Raw genomic sequence first — 17,185 nt, 5'->3', positions numbered from 1 at the left:
CCCCCCCCCCCACCCCCGACTCCCTTCAGCAGCCGAGCAGTCGGCTGCCGAGGTACTGCTGGATCTGGTCCAGGGAGACCCGCTCCTGAGCCATGGTGTCCCGCTCGCGCACGGTCACCGCGTTGTCGTCGAGGGTGTCGAAGTCGACGGTCACGCAGAACGGGGTGCCGATCTCGTCCTGGCGGCGGTAGCGGCGCCCGATCGCACCGGCGTCGTCGAACTCGATGTTCCAGTTCTGCCGCAGGTCGGCCGCGAGGCCCTTGGCCTTCGGGGAGAGCTGCGCGTTGCGGGACAGCGGCAGGACGGCGACCTTGACCGGCGCCAGGCGCGGGTCGAGGCGCATCACGGCGCGCTTTTCCATGACGCCCTTGGCGTTGGGCGCTTCGTCCTCGCTGTAGGCGTCGAGCAGGAACGCCAGCATCGCGCGGCCGACACCGGCTGCGGGCTCGATGACGTACGGCGTCCAGCGCTCGCCGGCCTCCTGGTCGAAGTAGGCCAGGTCGTGGCCGGAGGCCTTGGAGTGGGCGTTGAGGTCGTAGTCGGTGCGGTTGGCGACGCCTTCGAGCTCGCCCCACTCGCTGCCGCCGAAGCTGAAGCGGTACTCGATGTCGGCGGTGCGCTTGGAGTAGTGGGAGAGCTTCTCCGCCGGGTGCTCGTACCAGCGCATGTTCTCTTCACGCAGGCCGAGGCCGGTGTACCAGTTCCAGCGCTGCTCCATCCAGTATTCCTGCCACTGCTCGTCCTCGCCGGGCTTGACGAAGAACTCCATCTCCATCTGCTCGAACTCGCGGGTGCGGAAGATGAAGTTGCCCGGCGTGATCTCGTTGCGGAAGGACTTGCCCATCTGCGCGATGCCGAACGGCGGCTTCTTGCGGGAAGTCTGAAGGACCTGGCCGAAGTTGGTGAAGATGCCTTGGGCGGTCTCGGGGCGCAGGTAGGCGACCGAGCCGCTGTCCTGGGTGGGGCCGAGGTGGGTGGAGAGCAGTCCGGAGAAGCTCTTGGGCTCGGTGAAGGTGCCCTTGTTGCCGCAGTTGGGGCAGTTGAGGTCGGCGAGGCCGTTCGCGGGGGCCTTGCCGTGCTTCTCCTCGTACGCCTCTTCGAGGTGGTCCGCGCGGAAGCGCTTGTGGCAGGAGGTGCACTCGGTGAGCGGGTCGGTGAAGGTCGCGACGTGGCCGGAGGCCTCCCAGACCTCGGAGGCCAGGATCACCGACGAGTCGATGCCGACAACGTCCTCGCGCGAGGTGACCATGTAGCGCCACCACTGGCGCTTCAGGTTCTCCTTCAGCTCGACACCCAGCGGCCCGTAGTCCCAGGCGGCCTTCTGGCCTCCGTAGATCTCGCTGCACGGGTAGACGAAGCCACGGCGCTTGCTCAGGTTGACGATGGTGTCGATCTTGTCGGCGGCCACGGTGCTCTCTTCATTAACGACGACGTGAACGGGGGAACGGCGAAGCCTTCAGATTACCGGCGGCCGCACCCCCTCTATCAAATCGGTTCCCGCCGGGGGCTCCGCGCAGGGGTCCACCCGTACTGATTATTGACAATCGTTTCCATCTTTGTTGAAAATGGATGTCATGAACGTACGACGCCTCATACCCACGGCCGCCCTGTCCTGCGCGGCCCTCCTCGGCCTCACGGCCCTCACCGCCTGCGGTTCCGGCTCGGCCGCGGAGCGGAAGGACGGGAAGCTGGACGTGGTGGCGTCGTTCTATCCCCTGCAATTCCTGACCGAGCAGATCGGCGGCGATCACGTCGCGGTCACCGGCCTCACCAAGCCGGGCGTCGAGCCGCACGACCTGGAGATCAGCGCGCGGCAGACCGCGAAGCTCAACGACGCGGACGCGGTCGTCTACCTCAAGGGCCTCCAGCCCGCCGTGGACGCGGCCGTCCAGCAGGCCGAGGTCAGGACGAAGGTCGACGCCTCGACGCTCACGGCGATGGAGAAGCACGGCAACGAGGTCGGCGGGCATGCGGCGGCCCACGACGACGCGGCCGGCGAGGAGGACCACGCCGACCACGGCCACAGCCACTCCGAGGGCGGCGACGACCCGCACATCTGGCTCGACCCGGTGAAGTACGCCGAGGTCGCCAAGGGCGTCGGCGCGGCCCTCGCGAAGGCCGACCCGGCCCACGCCGCGGACTACCGCAAGAACACCGACGCCCTGGTGGGCAGGCTCGGCGGCCTCGACAAGGAGTACGCGGCCGCACTGAAGAACACCAGGGCGAAGGTCTTCATCACCACCCACGCCGCCTTCGGCTACCTCGCCGAGCGCTACGGGCTGACCGAGGAGGCCATCAACGGCCTCGACCCGGACTCCGAGCCGAGCCCGGCGCGGATCAAGGACCTCCAGAAGATGGCGAAGGCCGACGGCGTCACGACCGTGTTCTACGAGACGCTGGTCAGCGACAAGACCGCCAAGACCCTGGCGTCGGACGCCTCCCTCAGGACTGATGTACTCGACCCCCTCGAAGGGATCACCGACCGGTCCAAGGGCACCGACTACTTCTCGGTGATGCGGTCCAACCTGACCGCCCTGACCACCGCGCTCGGCACCAAGTGACCGCCACGCCAGGCGACTTGGGCGCCGCGCGCCGAGCGACCCCCCGTCCACCCGCTTTGGAGGCACCTGCCATGGAGCCCGTCATAACGCTCACCAAGGTGACGGCCGAGCTCGGATCGCGCCCCGTCCTGCGCGGCATCGACCTGGCCGTGCACCGCGGCGAGGTCGTCGCCCTGCTCGGCGCGAACGGCTCGGGCAAGTCCACCGCGATCCGCACGATCATCGGGCAGGTGCCGCTCAGCGGCGGCTCGGTCGAGATCTTCGGCACCCCGCGGCGCCGCTTCCGCGCCTGGGGCCGGGTCGGCTACGTCCCGCAGCGCACCACCGCCGCGGGCGGGGTGCCCGCGACCATCCGCGAGGTCGTCTCCTCGGGACGCCTCTCGCGCACCCGCTTCGGGATTCTGCGCAAGACCGACCGCGACGCCGTCGACCGGGCGATCGCGGCAGTGGGCCTGGCCGACCGGGCCAAGGACTCCGTGGACGCGCTCTCCGGCGGCCAGCACCAACGCGTCCTGATCGCACGGGCGTTGGCGGCCGAACCCGAGCTCCTGATCATGGACGAGCCGATGGCGGGCGTCGACATCGAGAGCCAGGAGATCCTCGCGGCGACCCTGCGCGAGCAGGTCGCGGCCGGCGCCTCGGTGCTGCTCGTCCTGCACGAACTCGGACCGCTGGAGCCGCTGATCGACCGGGCGGTGGTGCTGCGCGACGGCTGCGTCGTGCACGACGGGCCGCCGCCGAGGGCCGTGGGCCAGCACGCGCTGCCCGGCCACGACCACGTACATCCGCACACGGCCGCCGAGCCGGTACGCACGGGACTGCTGACCTGACCATGATGGAAATCCTGAACTCCCCCTTCATGCAACGGGCGTTGATCGCCGCCGTGCTCGTCGGGATCACCGCGCCCGCCGTCGGGATCTACCTCGTCCAGCGCCGCCAGGCCCTGATGGGCGACGGCATCGGCCATGTGGCGATGACCGGCGTCGGCCTCGGCTTCCTGCTCTCGACCTCGCCGGTGTGGATGGCCACGCTCATCTCCGTGCTCGGCGCGGTCACGATGGAGCTGATCCGCTGGTACGGCAAGACGCGGGGCGACATCGCGCTGGCCATGCTGTTCTACGGCGGCATGGCGGGCGGTGTGCTCTTCATCAACCTCGCGCCGGGCGGCTCCACCGCCAACCTCAACTCCTACCTCTTCGGCTCCCTCTCCACGGTCTCGCAGTCCGACGTCTGGGCCATCGGCCTCCTCGCCGCGTTCGTGCTCGTCGTGACCGTCGGCCTGCGCCGCCAGCTCTTCGCGGTCAGCCAGGACGAGGAATTCGCCCGTGTGACGGGTCTGCCGGTGCGCGCCCTGAACCTCCTGACGGCGGTCACCGCGGCGGTCACGGTGACCGTGGCCATGCGGGTGGTCGGCCTCCTCCTGGTCTCCGCCCTGATGGTGGTGCCGGTCGCGGCCGCCCAGCAGCTGTCCCGCAGCTTCGCCCTGACCTTCGCGATCGCGGTGGCGATCGGCGTGACGGTGACGCTGAGCGGAACGGTCGTCACGTACTACGAGGACGTGCCGCCCGGCGCCGTCATCGTGCTGTTCACGATCGCCATCTTCATCGTCCTGACCGCGCTGGCCACCCCCCTGGCCAAACGGCGGGCCCGGGCCAGGGCCGCCGCACCGGCCGAGGGCGAGTGCGGCCTCGACGTGCCCGCCGGCGCGTCCGCCGCCGTCCCCGCCCCGGCAAAGCCTCAGGCCGGCGAGGTCACGGCCTGAGCGGGAGCTGGCACAATGGCCCGGGAAAGGTTTGTACGGGTCAAGGCTTGGAGGCACCTGTGACGACAGCGCCACTCGGCGGGTCGAATACCGCCCCCGTACGAGGCCGGTCGACCCGGCAGCGTGCCGCGGTGGCGGCGGCGCTCGACGAGGTGGACGAGTTCCGCAGCGCGCAGGAGTTGCACGACATGCTCAAGCACCGGGGCGACTCGGTGGGCCTGACCACCGTCTACCGCACGCTGCAGTCCCTCGCGGACGCGGGCGAGGTGGATGTGCTGCGCACCAGCGACGGGGAGTCGGTGTACCGGCGCTGCTCCTCGGGCGACCACCACCACCATCTGGTGTGCCGGGTGTGCGGCAAGGCGGTCGAGGTCGAGGGGCCGGCCGTCGAGAAGTGGGCGGAGTCGATCGCGTCACAGCACGGGTATGTGAACGTGGCGCACACGGTGGAGATCTTCGGCACGTGCGAGTCCTGCGCTGCCTCTCCAGCGCCCTAGCCCCCAACGCGGGCCCCGCGTTTCCTGGGCCCCGCCCCAGACCCACGCTCCCTGGGGCCCGCCCCGGCCCCCTTGAGGCCCGGCGCTGCGCGCGCGGGCCTCTTCCCCTTGGCTGCGGACTCGCCTGCGGGCCGTGCGGGGCCGTTCGCGCAGTTCCCCGCGCCCCAAAACCCGTTCTCGACCTCGGACCGTGCCCACTTCTCGCGCAGTTCCCCGCGCCCCCAACACCGTTTTCGGCCTCGGGCCATGCGGGGCTGGTCGCGCAGTTCCTCGCGTCCCTAAAAGCTTCGGTGCTGGCCGGTGTCAAGGCATTTCAGCCCGTTACGGGGGTCCCCCCTGGCCCTTAAGGCCTTGGGGGAGATTGAGGACGAGCGCCCTTAAGGCGCGAACGGGGGTCTGGGGGCGGAGCCCCCAGGGGCCGGGGGCTCACGGGCGCGGGAGGTCGCCGCTCTTGTCCAGCGCGGCCAGCGCCTCGTTCGGGATGGCTCCGCCGAACCGCCGGTCGCGGGAGGCGAATTCGAGGCACGCCCGCCACAGGTCGCGGCGGTCGAAGTCGGGCCACAGGACGTCCTGGAAGACCATCTCGGCGTAACTGGACTGCCAGATCAGGTAGTTGGAGGTGCGCTGCTCGCCGCTGGGGCGCAGGAACAGGTCGACGTCCGGCATGTCCGGGTAGTACAGATACTTCGCGAAGGTCTTCTCGTTGACCTTCGACGGGTCGAGCTTGCCGGCGGCGACATCGCGCGCGATGCCCTGCGCCGCGTCGGCGAGTTCGGCACGGCCGCCGTAGTTGACGCAGAAGTACAGCGTCATCGCGTCGTTGTCGACGGTCTGCTCCTGGGCGACCTGGAGCTCCTGGACGACCGACTTCCACATCTTGGGCATGCGGCCCACCCAGCGGATGCGGATGCCCAGTTCGTTCATCTCGTCGCGGCGGCGCCGGATGACGTCGCGGTTGAAGTTCATCAGGAAGCGGACCTCTTCGGGCGAGCGCTTCCAGTTCTCGGTGGAGAAGGCGTACAGGGAGAGGTTCTTGACGCCCATCTCCAGGCAGCCCTTGAGGACGTCGAGGACGACGCCCTCGCCGACCTTGTGGCCCTCGGTGCGGGGCAGCCCGCGCTCCTTGGCCCAGCGGCCGTTGCCGTCCATGACGCACGCGACGTGGTTCGGCACCAGCTCCGCCGGGATCTTCGGCGGCACCGCGCCCGAGGGGTGCGGCTCGGGGGTCTTGTAGTCGCGCCTCGACCGCCCGCCCAGGATTCCGCGTACTGCCATGTGGAGCTCTCTCCCTAGATGCTCTGGATGCTCAGTTCTTCTCTACGTACCGCAGGGAGCGCAGGCCGCGCTCCAAGTGCCAGTGCAGATAGGCCGATACGAGCCCGCTGCCCTCCCGCACATGCCTCGGCTCGCTCGCGTCCGCGGTCTCCCAGTCCCCCGTGAGCAGCGCGCTGAGCAGGCCGAGGGCCTCCGCAGAGGGTACGACGCTGCCGGGGACGCGGCAGTCACCGCATATGACTCCGCCGCTCGCGACGGAGAAGAACCGGTTGGGGCCGTGGAGGCCGCATTTCGCGCAATCCTCGAAACTCGGGGCGTATCCGTTGACGGCGAGCGAGCGCAGCAGGAAGGCGTCGAGGATGAGGTGCGGGGCGTGCTCGGCGCGGGAGAGGGTGCGCAGGCCGCCGACGAGGAGCAGGTACTGCTGGACGGCCGGTTCGCCCTCGTTGTCGGTGAACCGTTCGGCTGTCTCCAGCATGGCGGTGCCCGCGGTGTAGCGGGCGTAGTCGCTGACGATGCCGCCACCGTACGGAGCGATGGTTTCACTCTGGGTGCACAACGGGAGGCCGCGGCCGATCAGTTCGCTGCCGCGCGCGAAGAACTGCACGTCGACGTGGCTGAACGGTTCGAGCCGCGCCCCGAACTTGGACTTGGTGCGCCGTACGCCCCGGGCCACGGCCCGGACCCGTCCGTGGTTGCGGGTGAGCAGCGTGATGATGCGGTCCGCCTCACCCAGCTTCTGGGTGCGCAGCACGATGCCGTCATCACGGAACAGACTCATGCCCCCATTCTCCTGCACGCCGGGCGGACCCCGGCCGCAACCCCCTGGGGCCCCGGCCTCGTGCGCGGCCGCGGCGAACCGCGTGACCAGTCGGCCGTGGCCCGGGGGCCGCAGGCGCGCCCCGTACGCCACCCCCCGCGGAGCGGCGTGGCAGGGATCACCCCGGCCCTCTCCTCCCTTGCCCCTCAAGCGCTCCACGCTCCCCGCACACCGCGCGCACCCCCCGTTCACGGGGTACGCACAGAGGGATAGGGCACCATTGCGGCAGCAGGACCCTCTTGTCCTGTGGCAGGACTCGTTTGCCGATGACTTCAGCCCCCTGGACGGACCGGAATGCCGCTGCCCACGCCCGCCCGGCACGCTCGCGCCGCAGGCTACGCGCTTGCCGTGCTGGTGCTCGCGGGGTGCTCGGCGGGTGAGGGGGTGCGGGACGACGGGCCCGCGCCCACGCCCTCCGCTTCGGTGACCGCCTCGCCGCTGTGGCCCGACCATCCCGGCTCCGTCGCGCCCGCCAAGCCCGGCCAGGGTTTCCACGCGCGCGGGCCCGTGCCGGGGGTGACCGTCCCGGACGGGGATCTGACGCGGATCGAGGGAGTGCGGCTCCTGACCGCCGACCCGGCGACGGACCGCGCGGTGCAGAGCGGTCTCAAGGAGTGCCCGGACGGCCCCTCGTGCCGGCTGCGGCCTCCCGCGTACGCGGACCTCACCGGCGACGGGAAGCGCGAACTGGTGCTGGCCTACGACGACTTGGGCCGCACCATCCTCTGGGTGTACACCGCGGTCGGCGAGCAGGCGCACGCGGTGCTGGAGTACGCGGGGCGGCCCGGGACGAGTGCCGCGACGCTCGGCAGCGACCTCGTGGTCACGGAACCCGCGGGCGGCCGCAACCGCGAGTCGGACACCACCCTGCGCTGGAACGGCAGCGAGCTCGCGCCGCTGCCCGCCGCCTCGGACCCGGCCAAGGGTGCCTCCAAGACGCGCCCCTCGCGGCCCTCGGACGACTCCCTGATCCAGCCCGCCGGCACGGACGGCCCGGGGCGCGACTGATCCTCCGGCATCCGGCATCCGGCATCCGGCAACCAGCAGCCCGCGCCCGGCTCCCCGCGGCCGCCCCGGCGGCCTCAGGCCCCCGGCACCACGAGCCCCGACTCGTACGCCAGGATCACCAGCTGGGCCCGGTCGCGTACCCCGCACTTGCCCATGATCCGGCTCACGTGGGTCTTGGCGGTGAGCGGGCTCAGGGCGAGCGCGTCGGCGATCTCGGTGTTGTTGAGGCCCCGTGCCACCAGGGTGAGGACCTCGCGTTCCCGGAGGGAGAGGGCGGAGAGCGCGGCGAGCGTGGCCGGGCCGGCGCCCGCCTCGGGGCCCGGGGTGCGCAGGACGCGGGCGATCAGGCTTGCCGTCGGGCCCGGCGAGAGCAGTGCCTCGCCGGCCGCCACCGTGCGGATGGCGTCGAGGAGTTCGGCCGGGCGGGTGTCCTTGACCAGGAATCCCGAGGCACCGGCCCGTAGCGCCTCCAGCACGTTCTCGTCGGTGTCGTACGTGGTCAGGACGAGCACCTTCACCCCGGCGAGGTCCTCGGCGGAGGCGATCCGGCGGGTGGCCTCGATGCCGTCGGTGCCGGGCATCCGCAGGTCCATGACGACGACGTCGGCCCGGGACGCGTGGGCGAGCTCCACGGCCTGCGCGCCGGTCCCGGCCTCGCCGACGACGACCATGCCGGGCGCCGACTCGACGAGCATCGCGAAGGCCGAGCGCACGAGGGTCTGGTCGTCGGCGAGCAGCACCCTGATGGGCGCCTCCTCCGGCACGGCGGCGGTCATGCGGTCCTCTCCACGGGCTCGTCCTCCACGGGCTCGTCCTCCATGGGCTCGTCCTCCATGGGTTCGTCCCCCAAGGGCTCGTCCCCCAAGGCGCGCGGTACGAGCGGCAGGTCCGCGGCGACCCGGAAGCCGCCGGACGGCTGCGGGCCCGCCTCCAGGGTGCCGCCGACGCTGCGGGCCCGCTCGCGCATCCCGAGGATGCCGAAGCCGGAACCGCCCGCGGCCGGGCCCGCGCCCCGGCCGTCGTCGGTGACGGTGACCCGCAGTACCGGGCCGGGCACCGGACCGGAGACCGGGCCGCCCGCCGTCTCGACACGGACCCGGGCGGTGGCGTCGGGGCCCGCGTGGCGGACCGCGTTGGTCAGGGACTCCTGGACGATCCGGTAGGCAGCGGCCCCCACGGCGGGCGGCACATGCGTGTCCCCGGTGGCCACGGTCAGCTCGGCACCGGCGCTGCGGACCAGATCGGCCAGCGCGTCGAGGTCGGGCAGCGGGCCGTGCTCGTCGGACAGGGGGCCCTGCTCGCCGGCGCGCAGCACGGTCAGGGTCGTGCGCAGTTCGGCGCGGGCCTCACGGCAGGTGTCGGCGATGGAGTCCAGGGCGGCCGCGACCGCCGCCCGGTCGAGCCGGTCGGGGGACGCGGTCAGGACGTGGGCGGCCACCGACGTGCGCACCCCGATCAGGGTGATGCTGTGGGCGAGGAGGTCGTGCAGGTCGCGGGCGATGCGCAGGCGTTCCTCGGTGAGTTTGCGCTCGGTCTCGCGGGCGGCGACGGCCCGCTGTTCGGCGACGTAGGCGCGGGAGTTGCGCACGGCCACGCCGAGGACGAGCGCGGCCACCAGCCAGCCGGAGGTGCGGAACACGCCGAAGACGCCGTGGACGCCGTTGAACGACATGCCGGTGATCGCGATGGCCACCACGCATGCGCCGACGGTGGCGGTGCGCCGGACCGTGCCGGTCGCGGCGACCGTGTACAGGGCGGTCATCGCGATCGGCATGGTCCCCATGTGGGCGTTGTTGAGCAGCTGGTACGGGGCGATGCAGACCACGATCGCGGCGAGCACCGCCATCGGGTGGCGCCGCCGCCAGAGGAGGGCGAGCGCGGACGCGGCGAACAGCGTCCAGCCGAGCGCGCTGGGCCGCAGCGCGGTGTCGGCGTAGGCGATGGCCGCGCCGAGCAGCCCGGCCCCCGCGGCGAGGGCGGCGTCCGCGCGCAGCGGGTGCGCGCTGTCCCCGGGTTCGCGGTGCAGCAGGGCTGCCGCGCGCTCCCCGAGGCCCGGGCCGGTCGGTCGGTTCACGTCTGCCACCTTGCCATCCTCGCCCACCGTCCTCGCCCTCACCGGCCGGTGCCGACCAGTTCCGGCGGCGGTTCGGCGGCCGCCGACGGCCTGCGCGAGAGGCGGCCCGGCCACCACACCAGCCGGCCGAGCAGCAGGTTGGCGCTGGTCACGAGGTAGGTGCGGACGAGGAAGGTGTCCAGGAGCACTCCGACGGCGATGATCGTGCCGAGTTCGACGAACATGACGAGCGGCAGCGAGGCGAGCACCGCGAAGGTCGCGGCGAGCACGATGCCCGCGGAGGCGATCACGCCGCCGGTGGTCCGCAGCGCGGTCAGCGCCGCTTCGCGCGGCCCGGCTCCGCGCAGGGTCTCCTCGCGGGTGCGGTGCATCAGGAAGATGCCGTAGTCCACGCCGAGGGCGACGAGGAAGACGAAGGTCAGCAGCGGGAGCCCCGGGTCGAGCCCGGCGAAGCCGAGGACCGGGCCGAAGACGAGGCCGCCGATGCCCATGGCCGCGCCCCACACCAGGACGACCGCGGCCACGAGCAACAGCGGGGCGACGAGGCTGCGCAGCAGCAGGGCGAGGACCAGCAGGACGCAGCCGAGGACGAGCGGGATGACGACGAGCCGGTCGTGGGTGTTGGTGTCGGCCAGATCGAGGGCCTGGGCGCTGGCGCCGCCGACGTGGGCGCCGGGCAGCCGATCCCGCAGCCGCTCGATGGTGGCGTTCTCGCCCGCCGATTCGGGGGCGGCCTTCGCGGTGACGGCGATCTCGGTCCAGCCGGCGCCGCTGCGGCCGCGTGCGGCGCTCGCGACGCCGTCGACGGCACGGGCGTCGGCGAGCGTACGGTCGGCGCGGCCGGTCGGGGTCATTACCTCGATGGGCCGGCTGCTGCGGTCGGGGAAGGCGGTGGCGAGGGTGGTCATGGCTACGGTCGAGTCGGGTTCGGTGGTGTAGCTGTCCTCCTGCTTGAGCACGCCGGGCAGGTTGAACGCGCCGAGCGCAAGGGCGCCGAGCAGCACAACTCCCGTGAGCAGTACGGCGGTCGGGCGCTTGGCGGCCGAGCCGCCCATGGCGGCGAACAGCTCGCGCCGACGGCGCTTGGGCTCGCTGCCGTACGCCGGGATCAGCGGCCAGAACACGCGGCGGCCGAGCAGTACCAGGATCGCGGGCAGCAGGGTCAGCATCGCGACGAGCGCGCAGACCACCCCGACCGCGCCGACCGGGCCGAGCCCTCTGATGTTGTTGAGGTCGGCGGCGAGCAGGCACACCAGTCCGGCCACGACCGTGCCGGACGAGGCGAGCAGCGCGGGCCCGCAGCCGCGCAGCGCGGTGCGCATCGCGTCGTACGGGAGCGGGGTGCGGCGCAGTTCGTCGCGGTAGCGGGCGACGAGGAGGAGCGCGTAGTCGGTGCCCGCGCCGAAGACCAGCACGGTCATGATCCCGGCACTTTGACTGGTGACGGTGATCCCGGTCCAGGAGGCGAGCCCGTACACGGCGGCCCGCGCGCTCACCGCCCCCGCGCCGACCACGAGCAGCGGCACCAGCCACAGCACGGGGCTGCGGTAGGTGAGGATGAGGAGCAGGGCGACGACGAGGCCGGTGGCCAGCATCAGCGTCCCGTCGAGGGAGCCGAACACGCCGCGCGCGTCGACGGCGAGCGCGCCGTCCCCGCCGATCTTCACGCTCATGCCGTCCGTGTCGGCTGCCCGGTCGCGCACGGCCTCGACGAAGGCCTTCTTCGCGTCGTCGTCCTTGCCGGGCGCGGCGGTGGAGACCGCGTACATGAGGGTGGCGCCGTCCTGGGAGGTGACGCCGGGCCCGTTGCGTACGGCGGCGAAGGCCTTGGGGTCGGTGGCCGCGCCGAGGCCGGCCGCGGGCTGGGCGGCCGGGGTGCCGGGCGGGACGGTGACCGTGTCCACCTGCCGGGCGGCGGTGGCCCGGTCGGCGGCGCTCAGGCCGCCGTCGCGGTGGTAGACGAGGACGAGGCCGGTGATCTCGCCGCCGGGCAGCTTGTCCTGGAGCTTGGCGACCTGGGTGGAGTCGGCTCCGGCCGGCAGATAGTCGGCGGTCTGGTCGCGCTGTACGTCCCCGAGCCTGCCCGCGAACGACCCGGCGACGGCGAGCACGATCAGCCAGAGCGCGAGCACGCCCCACGGAACTGCCTTGCGGCGCACGGTAGTTGGCGTACGGGTCGCTCCTGGTGTCCCTGACCCCATGACGGGCCCCCTCCGGCCGGACGTCTCGGAAGGGCCCCTGCGGCCTGCCCGGCTGCATCCAGCGTCCCGCCGGGCCGGGCGGAATCCGTCCCGCCCACGGCCGAGATCGTCCGTACGCCCCCGGGTGTCCCGGCCACCCCCGCTACTCCCCCGGGAGTAACGCGCCCCCGCCCGGGGAGTGCCACCGATCAGAGCACCTCGCCCCGGCTGCGCGCGTTCGCATGTGCCGTCGCCGCCGTCAGCCACTCCACGGTGGTGGCCGCCCGCACCGCCTCCGGCAGACACTCCCACTCCCGGCCCCCGCCGTACGGCCGCAGCAACAGGTACGGCCCCGCCCGGCCCATCACCCGGCCCACCTTGCCGCTGCCCGTGTCGACGGCGTACGCGCCCACGGGCAGGGAGAGGCTCACGGCCCTTCCGCCGCAGGGCCGGGCAGAACGGCAGCGAGGCGACGGGCGGTGTCCGGGGTGCAGCGACCCAGGTCGATCAGCAGCCCGAGTTTCTCGTTCATGCACGTAATGGGGTCCAGGCCGAGCGACGGCAACGTAATTCCGGACCGGGCGAGCGCGCCCCTCAATTCCTTTACGACCGACTCCGCTTCGATGATTCTCCCGGGTACACCCATGGCCAAAGCCTCCCATTCCCTTTCCGTTCCGACGCCTCTACATTGACCTCTCGACCGGGGAGACCGACAGAGCGGGCCGACTACAACGGCAGCGCTGTGCAAGGGAGTTGAATGGTGGGCGACACAGGCAGGAGGCGGCGACCCGGATCTCGGCAGGCCGCCTGGGAGTTCTTCGGGGCTGAGCTGAAAAACCGCCGCGAGGAGGCGGATCTGACGCAGGCCGAGCTGGGCATGCGGGTCTTCGTGTCCGGCGGTTACATCGGCCAGTTCGAACAGGCGATTCGCAAACCGCAGTTGGACGTGGCGCAGCGACTCGATCAAATACTGCAAACCGATGGCTTTTTCGAGCGGATGTGGCGCAAGCTCATCAAGGACTCGCCGTATGCGGATTACTTCGCTGCGGCGGCCGAGCTTGAGGGTCTGGCGACCCAGATCTGTGACTTCGCCCCGGCGGTGGTGCCCGGACTTCTCCAGACCGCGCCGTACGCACGGACGCTGACCATCGCGACCCACCCGTTCGCACTGGATGAGTTCGTGGACGACAAGGTTTCCGCGCGCGTGGACCGGGCCCGCATCCTCGCGGACGCTACACGGCCCGTGTATTGGGCCGTCCTCCACGAGAACGTGCTGCGCATCCCTGTCGGCGGCCCTGCAGCCATGGGGGAACAGCTGGCACATATCGCTGCACTCGCCCGGAGCAGAACAGTACTGGTACAGGTGATCCCCTTCGCGGCTGGAGCGCCGCCGGTCATGAGCGGAACACTACGGCTCATGGACTTCGAGGATGCACCTCCAACTGCCTATACAGAGGCGGTGTTTTCGGGCAATCTGCTGGACGATCCTGCCCTGGTGAAGCGCGCACAGGCGACCTACGATCTGATCAGGGCTGCCGCGTTGTCGCCGGAGGCGTCCCTCGCCCTGGTGGAATCGGCGGCTGAGGACTACAGACGATGCGCGAGTACGACCTGAGTTCTGTTCAGTGGCGCAAGAGCAGCTACAGCGACGGGAATGGTGGCGAGTGCGTCGAGGTCGGTCACGGCTTCCTCGGCGCCGCTCGCTGGCGTAAGAGCACGTACAGCGACGGCAACGGCGGCAGTTGCGTCGAGGTCTCCGACGACTTCCCCGGCATCGTCCCCGTGCGGGACAGCAAGAATCCCACCGGGCCCGCTCTCGTCGTCGAGGGCGGAGCCTGGCAGGGGTTCGTGAACGGGGTCAGGAGCGGCGCGCTCTAGAAGGCGTACGGGAGTCGGGCCGACGGGGTCGTCGGCTCAACTCCCTTGATCTGTTGGCTGGTTCAGGACGGTGTCCGGGCGGCTGCCGCGAGGAGTCGGGCGGTGTCGTCCGCGCAGAGCGAGAGCGCGCCGCCGACCGTGCTGAGCACTTCGCGTTCGGCGGGGCTGTACGGGCCGTCCGCGAGGGCGATCCGTGCGCCCTGGAGCAGGATGGACTCGCGGCCGGCGGGGGCGAGGTGCGGGGCGAGCGGTTCGAGGGCCTCGTGGAGTTCGATGGCCAGGGCCGCGCCGCACGGGTCGGTGTCGTCGACGGGGTCGGCGAGGAAGCGGCCGGTGTCGGCGGCGAGGGCCTCGATGAGGGCGACGAGCTGGTCCTCGGTGCAGTCCTCGAACCCGGCGGCCCGGACGGTGGCGACGGCGGTGCCGGTGACCGTACGGGACGAGGTGCCGCCCGCGGCGAGGACGGCGAGGGCGACGGTGTGGACGGCGTCGCGCAGCATCGCGGAGAAGCGGGTGATGGTGGGGTGGTCCAGGGTCTCGGTGCCGAAGTGGCCGAGGCAGGCCGCGCATTCGACGACCGGGCCCGTGGTGCCGCGGGCGACCAGGGGGATGCCGAGGACCGCGAGACGCCTGCGGCCGGTGCGGCGCTGGTAGTTGCGGTCGCCTCCACAGTCGGGGCAGAAGAACTCCCCGTCTCCTACGGTGTGCCACTGGGTTCGGGTGGACCACAGGCGGGGGCGGAAGCCGGGCTGCGGCCCGGTGCTGAGGTTCGTGCCGTTCTGTCCCCGTGCTGGCCGCACCGCGCACCTCCGTAACGCTCCGGCAACGTTGCCGCGTTGACGTGATGTTAACCACATCGACGCGGTGGCGTCAGCTCCCCGGGAGGAGGAGGTGCCCCCGCTTGGCGAATTCCGGCCCCCTGGGGCTCCGCCCCAGACCCCGGGGATTTTGCCCACCCGCCCGCCCGTATGCGCGGGGTTGGTTGGTTCCGGGTCCCCCTGGGGCTCCGCCCCAGACCCCGTTCGCGCCTTAAGGGCGCTCGTCCTCAAACGCCGGACGGGCTGTAGGTGACCCAGCACCGCTACCGCCAGGGGCGCGGGGAACTGCGCGAGAAGCGACCACGGTGCGCGGACGAAAGCGGGTTAGGGGGCGCGGGGAACTGCGCGACCAGCCACCCACGGCCCGCAGCCGAAAACAGGCTCAGGGGCGCGAGGAACTGCGCCACCAGCCACCCCCGACGGACGGACGAAAACGGGGTCAAGGGGCGCGGGGAACTGCGCGACCGGCCACCCACGGGCCGCGCCGAGGGGATGACGTACCGTGGAGGGGCCGCGGCTCCGGCAGTCGCGGCACGCAGGCTCCCCGTTCCATCTGTGGCGACTTCGAGGTGTTTTTATCCCCCAGGCCCGGTAGCGGTCCGCAGTTCCCCCACGTGCCGAGCGTTCGCACGTGTGCGGGGGCGGACTCGCGTTGGCTTGAGTTGCGTCGCCCATCATTGGTCGTTCCCCGGGTGCAGCTCTGCCGTCCGCCCCGGGTGTGATGTGTGCCGATCCCCGCGCGGTCGAGGGCAGGACTGACTCCCCGGTTCCCTGGATCAGGAGTCCCTCCCGTGTCTTCCCACGCGCTCGGCAACGAGCCGCAGCACATCACCGAAACCCCGTCCCGCACTCCATCTCCGTCGCGCCCACCGCGGAAGATGACCCTGGCCGCCCGGATCGCCCTGTTGGTGCTCCTGGTCGCCGAGCTCATGGACATCCTCGACCAGTCGGTCGTCCTCACGGCCCTGCCCGCGATCCAGTCGTCGACCGGGGCCGGCCCGGCGGCGGTGCAGTGGCTGACCGCCGGCTACTCGCTGACGGTCGCCGTCGGTCTGATCACAGGGGGGCGCCTCGGCGACATCCACGGCCGACGCAGAATCCTGCTCATCGGTACCGTCGTGTTCCTTACGGCCTCGCTGCTGTGCGGCCTCGCCACCGGACCCGCGGTACTGATCGGCGCCCGTGTGCTCCAGGGCGTCGGCGTGGCTCTGATGATTCCGCAGGTCCTGGCCACCCTCCACGTCACCTTCGACGGCGAGAACCGCAGCAGGGCCTTCGGCCTCTACGGAGCGGTCCTCTCGCTCGCGAACGTGCTGGGCCCGGTCCTGGGGGGGCTGCTCACCGAGGCCGACCTGTTCGGGCTGTCGTGGCGGCCGATCTTCCTGATCAACGTGCCCGTCGGCCTCGCCGTGATCGTCCTGGGACGCAAGGTGATCCCCGAGTCGACCGCGGAGCGGGCCGACCGGCTCGACCTCACCGGCATGCTGCTGTCCGCGCTGGCCATCGTCCTCGTCCTGTTCCCGCTCACCGAGGGCCACACCCATCACTGGCCGCTGTGGTGCTTCGCCATGCTCGGTGCCGGACTCCTCGTCCTCGGTGTCTTCCTCCGCCACCAGCGGGGCAAGCAGAACCGTGCCCCGCTGGTGGCGCTGTCCGTGTTCCGGAGCAGGCGGTTCACCGGCGGGCTCTCCGCGCAGCTGACGCTCGGCCTGCTGTGCGGCCTGTTCTTCATGACCTGGACGCTCTACCTCCAGCGCGGCCTGGGCATGAGTCCCTTCCACGCGGCCCTGGCCTTCGTGCTGCTCTCGCTGGGAGAACTGGCCGGTGCGACGATCGCCGCGAAGAGCGCCGGGCGCTTCGCCCGTCGGCTGCCCCAGGCCGGAGCCGCGGTCGCGCTCGCCTCGATGGCCGCGTACGGAGTCCAAATCGGCTGCCTCCAGGCCGACTTGACCCTGGTTGCGATGACGGGTCCGGTGGTGCTGATCGGCTTCGGTCTCGGCATGGTCGGCGGCCCGCTCGCCGACATGGCGCTCGCCGACGTCCCGCACGAGAACGCGGGTTCGGCCTCGGGTCTCTTCAACACGGCGATGCATCTGGGCATCGCCCTCGGGACCGCGCTGACCGCCGTCCTGTTCTTCGCCGTCACCGGCGGCGGATCCGACGGCGCGGTCAACCGGGACGCTTTCACCGGGGTGCTGTGGTGGGCCGGCGGCAGCCTCGTCCTGATGTGGGGCCTGATGTTCTGCCTGCCCAGGCGGGCGACCGGGCGGAACGGCTGAAGCAGCCGGGCCGCCGCCCTGCCCTGAGGGCGG

The 17,185-nt window shown here is 71.6% G+C and carries 16 protein-coding genes; 8 read left to right on the top strand and 8 right to left on the bottom strand.

The annotated features are described in order from the left end of the window. Positions 1 to 25: 25 nt before the first annotated feature. Positions 26 to 1,408, bottom strand: coding sequence for a glycine--tRNA ligase (locus IE267_RS03965; RefSeq protein WP_167153375.1), 1,383 nt, complete (start codon positions 1,406 to 1,408; stop codon positions 26 to 28). 166 nt (positions 1,409 to 1,574) lie between these two features. Here IE267_RS03965 and IE267_RS03960 point away from each other — a divergent pair, with 166 nt between their 5' ends. The 4 genes from IE267_RS03960 to IE267_RS03945 all read left to right on the top strand — a co-directional run bounded on the left by IE267_RS03960 (position 1,575) and on the right by IE267_RS03945 (position 4,820). After that, positions 1,575 to 2,561, top strand: coding sequence for a metal ABC transporter substrate-binding protein (locus IE267_RS03960; protein ID WP_167153373.1), 987 nt, complete (start codon positions 1,575 to 1,577; stop codon positions 2,559 to 2,561). Between the two features lie 71 nt (positions 2,562 to 2,632). Continuing rightward, a complete protein-coding gene (locus tag IE267_RS03955) occupies positions 2,633 to 3,391 on the top strand; it encodes a metal ABC transporter ATP-binding protein (RefSeq protein WP_167153371.1) in 759 nt (252 codons plus the stop codon). A 5-nt stretch (positions 3,392 to 3,396) separates the two neighbouring features. Beyond that, positions 3,397 to 4,323, top strand: coding sequence for a metal ABC transporter permease (locus IE267_RS03950; protein ID WP_167156231.1), 927 nt, complete (start codon positions 3,397 to 3,399; stop codon positions 4,321 to 4,323). 59 nt (positions 4,324 to 4,382) lie between these two features. Next, positions 4,383 to 4,820 (top strand): Fur family transcriptional regulator, encoded by a 438-nt coding sequence (locus tag IE267_RS03945; protein ID WP_100578319.1) that lies wholly within the window; start codon positions 4,383 to 4,385, stop codon positions 4,818 to 4,820. A 426-nt stretch (positions 4,821 to 5,246) separates the two neighbouring features. Here the strand turns inward: IE267_RS03945 and IE267_RS03940 are convergent, their stop codons facing one another. Together IE267_RS03940 and recO are read right to left on the bottom strand one after the other, a co-directional pair. Then, on the bottom strand, positions 5,247 to 6,095 hold the full coding sequence (locus IE267_RS03940; protein ID WP_167153369.1) for an isoprenyl transferase: 849 nt from the start codon (positions 6,093 to 6,095) through the stop codon (positions 5,247 to 5,249). Positions 6,096 to 6,126: 31 nt separating this feature from the next. After that, a complete protein-coding gene (recO, locus tag IE267_RS03935) occupies positions 6,127 to 6,876 on the bottom strand; it encodes a DNA repair protein RecO (RefSeq protein ID WP_161255363.1) in 750 nt (249 codons plus the stop codon). Between the two features lie 333 nt (positions 6,877 to 7,209). On the opposite strand from recO, the gene IE267_RS03930 reads away from it, so the two are divergent. Further along, the gene (locus IE267_RS03930; RefSeq protein ID WP_189762186.1) at positions 7,210 to 7,923 is read left to right on the top strand and encodes a hypothetical protein; all 714 of its coding nucleotides are present in this window, start codon (positions 7,210 to 7,212) and stop codon (positions 7,921 to 7,923) included. 74 nt (positions 7,924 to 7,997) lie between these two features. Here the strand turns inward: IE267_RS03930 and IE267_RS03925 are convergent, their stop codons facing one another. From IE267_RS03925 to IE267_RS03910, 4 genes are all read right to left on the bottom strand, one after another. Further along, positions 7,998 to 8,699 (bottom strand): response regulator, encoded by a 702-nt coding sequence (locus IE267_RS03925; protein WP_167153364.1) that lies wholly within the window; start codon positions 8,697 to 8,699, stop codon positions 7,998 to 8,000. Further along, positions 8,696 to 9,997, bottom strand: a complete 1,302-nt coding sequence (locus IE267_RS03920; RefSeq protein WP_189762185.1) for a sensor histidine kinase — start codon at positions 9,995 to 9,997, stop codon at positions 8,696 to 8,698. The genes IE267_RS03925 and IE267_RS03920 overlap by 4 nt, the downstream gene beginning before the upstream one ends. 38 nt (positions 9,998 to 10,035) lie before the next feature. Next, positions 10,036 to 12,198, bottom strand: a complete 2,163-nt coding sequence (locus IE267_RS03915) for an MMPL family transporter (RefSeq protein WP_189762184.1) — start codon at positions 12,196 to 12,198, stop codon at positions 10,036 to 10,038. A gap of 188 nt (positions 12,199 to 12,386) precedes the next feature. Beyond that, a complete protein-coding gene (locus tag IE267_RS03910; RefSeq protein ID WP_100578312.1) occupies positions 12,387 to 12,608 on the bottom strand; it encodes a hypothetical protein in 222 nt (73 codons plus the stop codon). 326 nt (positions 12,609 to 12,934) lie between these two features. Here IE267_RS03910 and IE267_RS03905 point away from each other — a divergent pair, with 326 nt between their 5' ends. After that, a complete protein-coding gene (locus IE267_RS03905) occupies positions 12,935 to 13,792 on the top strand; it encodes a helix-turn-helix domain-containing protein (protein ID WP_189762183.1) in 858 nt (285 codons plus the stop codon). After that, a complete protein-coding gene (locus tag IE267_RS03900; protein ID WP_189762182.1) occupies positions 13,774 to 14,055 on the top strand; it encodes a DUF397 domain-containing protein in 282 nt (93 codons plus the stop codon). Before IE267_RS03905 ends, IE267_RS03900 begins: the two co-directional genes overlap by 19 nt. Positions 14,056 to 14,117: 62 nt before the next feature. On the opposite strand, the gene IE267_RS03895 is transcribed toward IE267_RS03900, so the two are convergent. Continuing rightward, positions 14,118 to 14,855: a tellurite resistance TerB family protein gene (locus IE267_RS03895; RefSeq protein ID WP_373304458.1), complete on the bottom strand. Its 738-nt coding sequence runs from the start codon at positions 14,853 to 14,855 to the stop codon at positions 14,118 to 14,120. An 809-nt stretch (positions 14,856 to 15,664) separates the two neighbouring features. Between IE267_RS03895 and IE267_RS03890 the strand changes: the two genes are divergently transcribed. Next, a complete protein-coding gene (locus IE267_RS03890; RefSeq protein WP_229860677.1) occupies positions 15,665 to 17,152 on the top strand; it encodes an MFS transporter in 1,488 nt (495 codons plus the stop codon). The last annotated feature ends 33 nt before the right edge of the window (positions 17,153 to 17,185 follow it).

This window comes from Streptomyces xanthochromogenes, assembly GCF_014650455.1.
Lineage (GTDB): Bacteria > Actinomycetota > Actinomycetes > Streptomycetales > Streptomycetaceae > Streptomyces > Streptomyces xanthochromogenes.
This window is presented reverse-complemented; position numbering and strand designations above follow the sequence as displayed.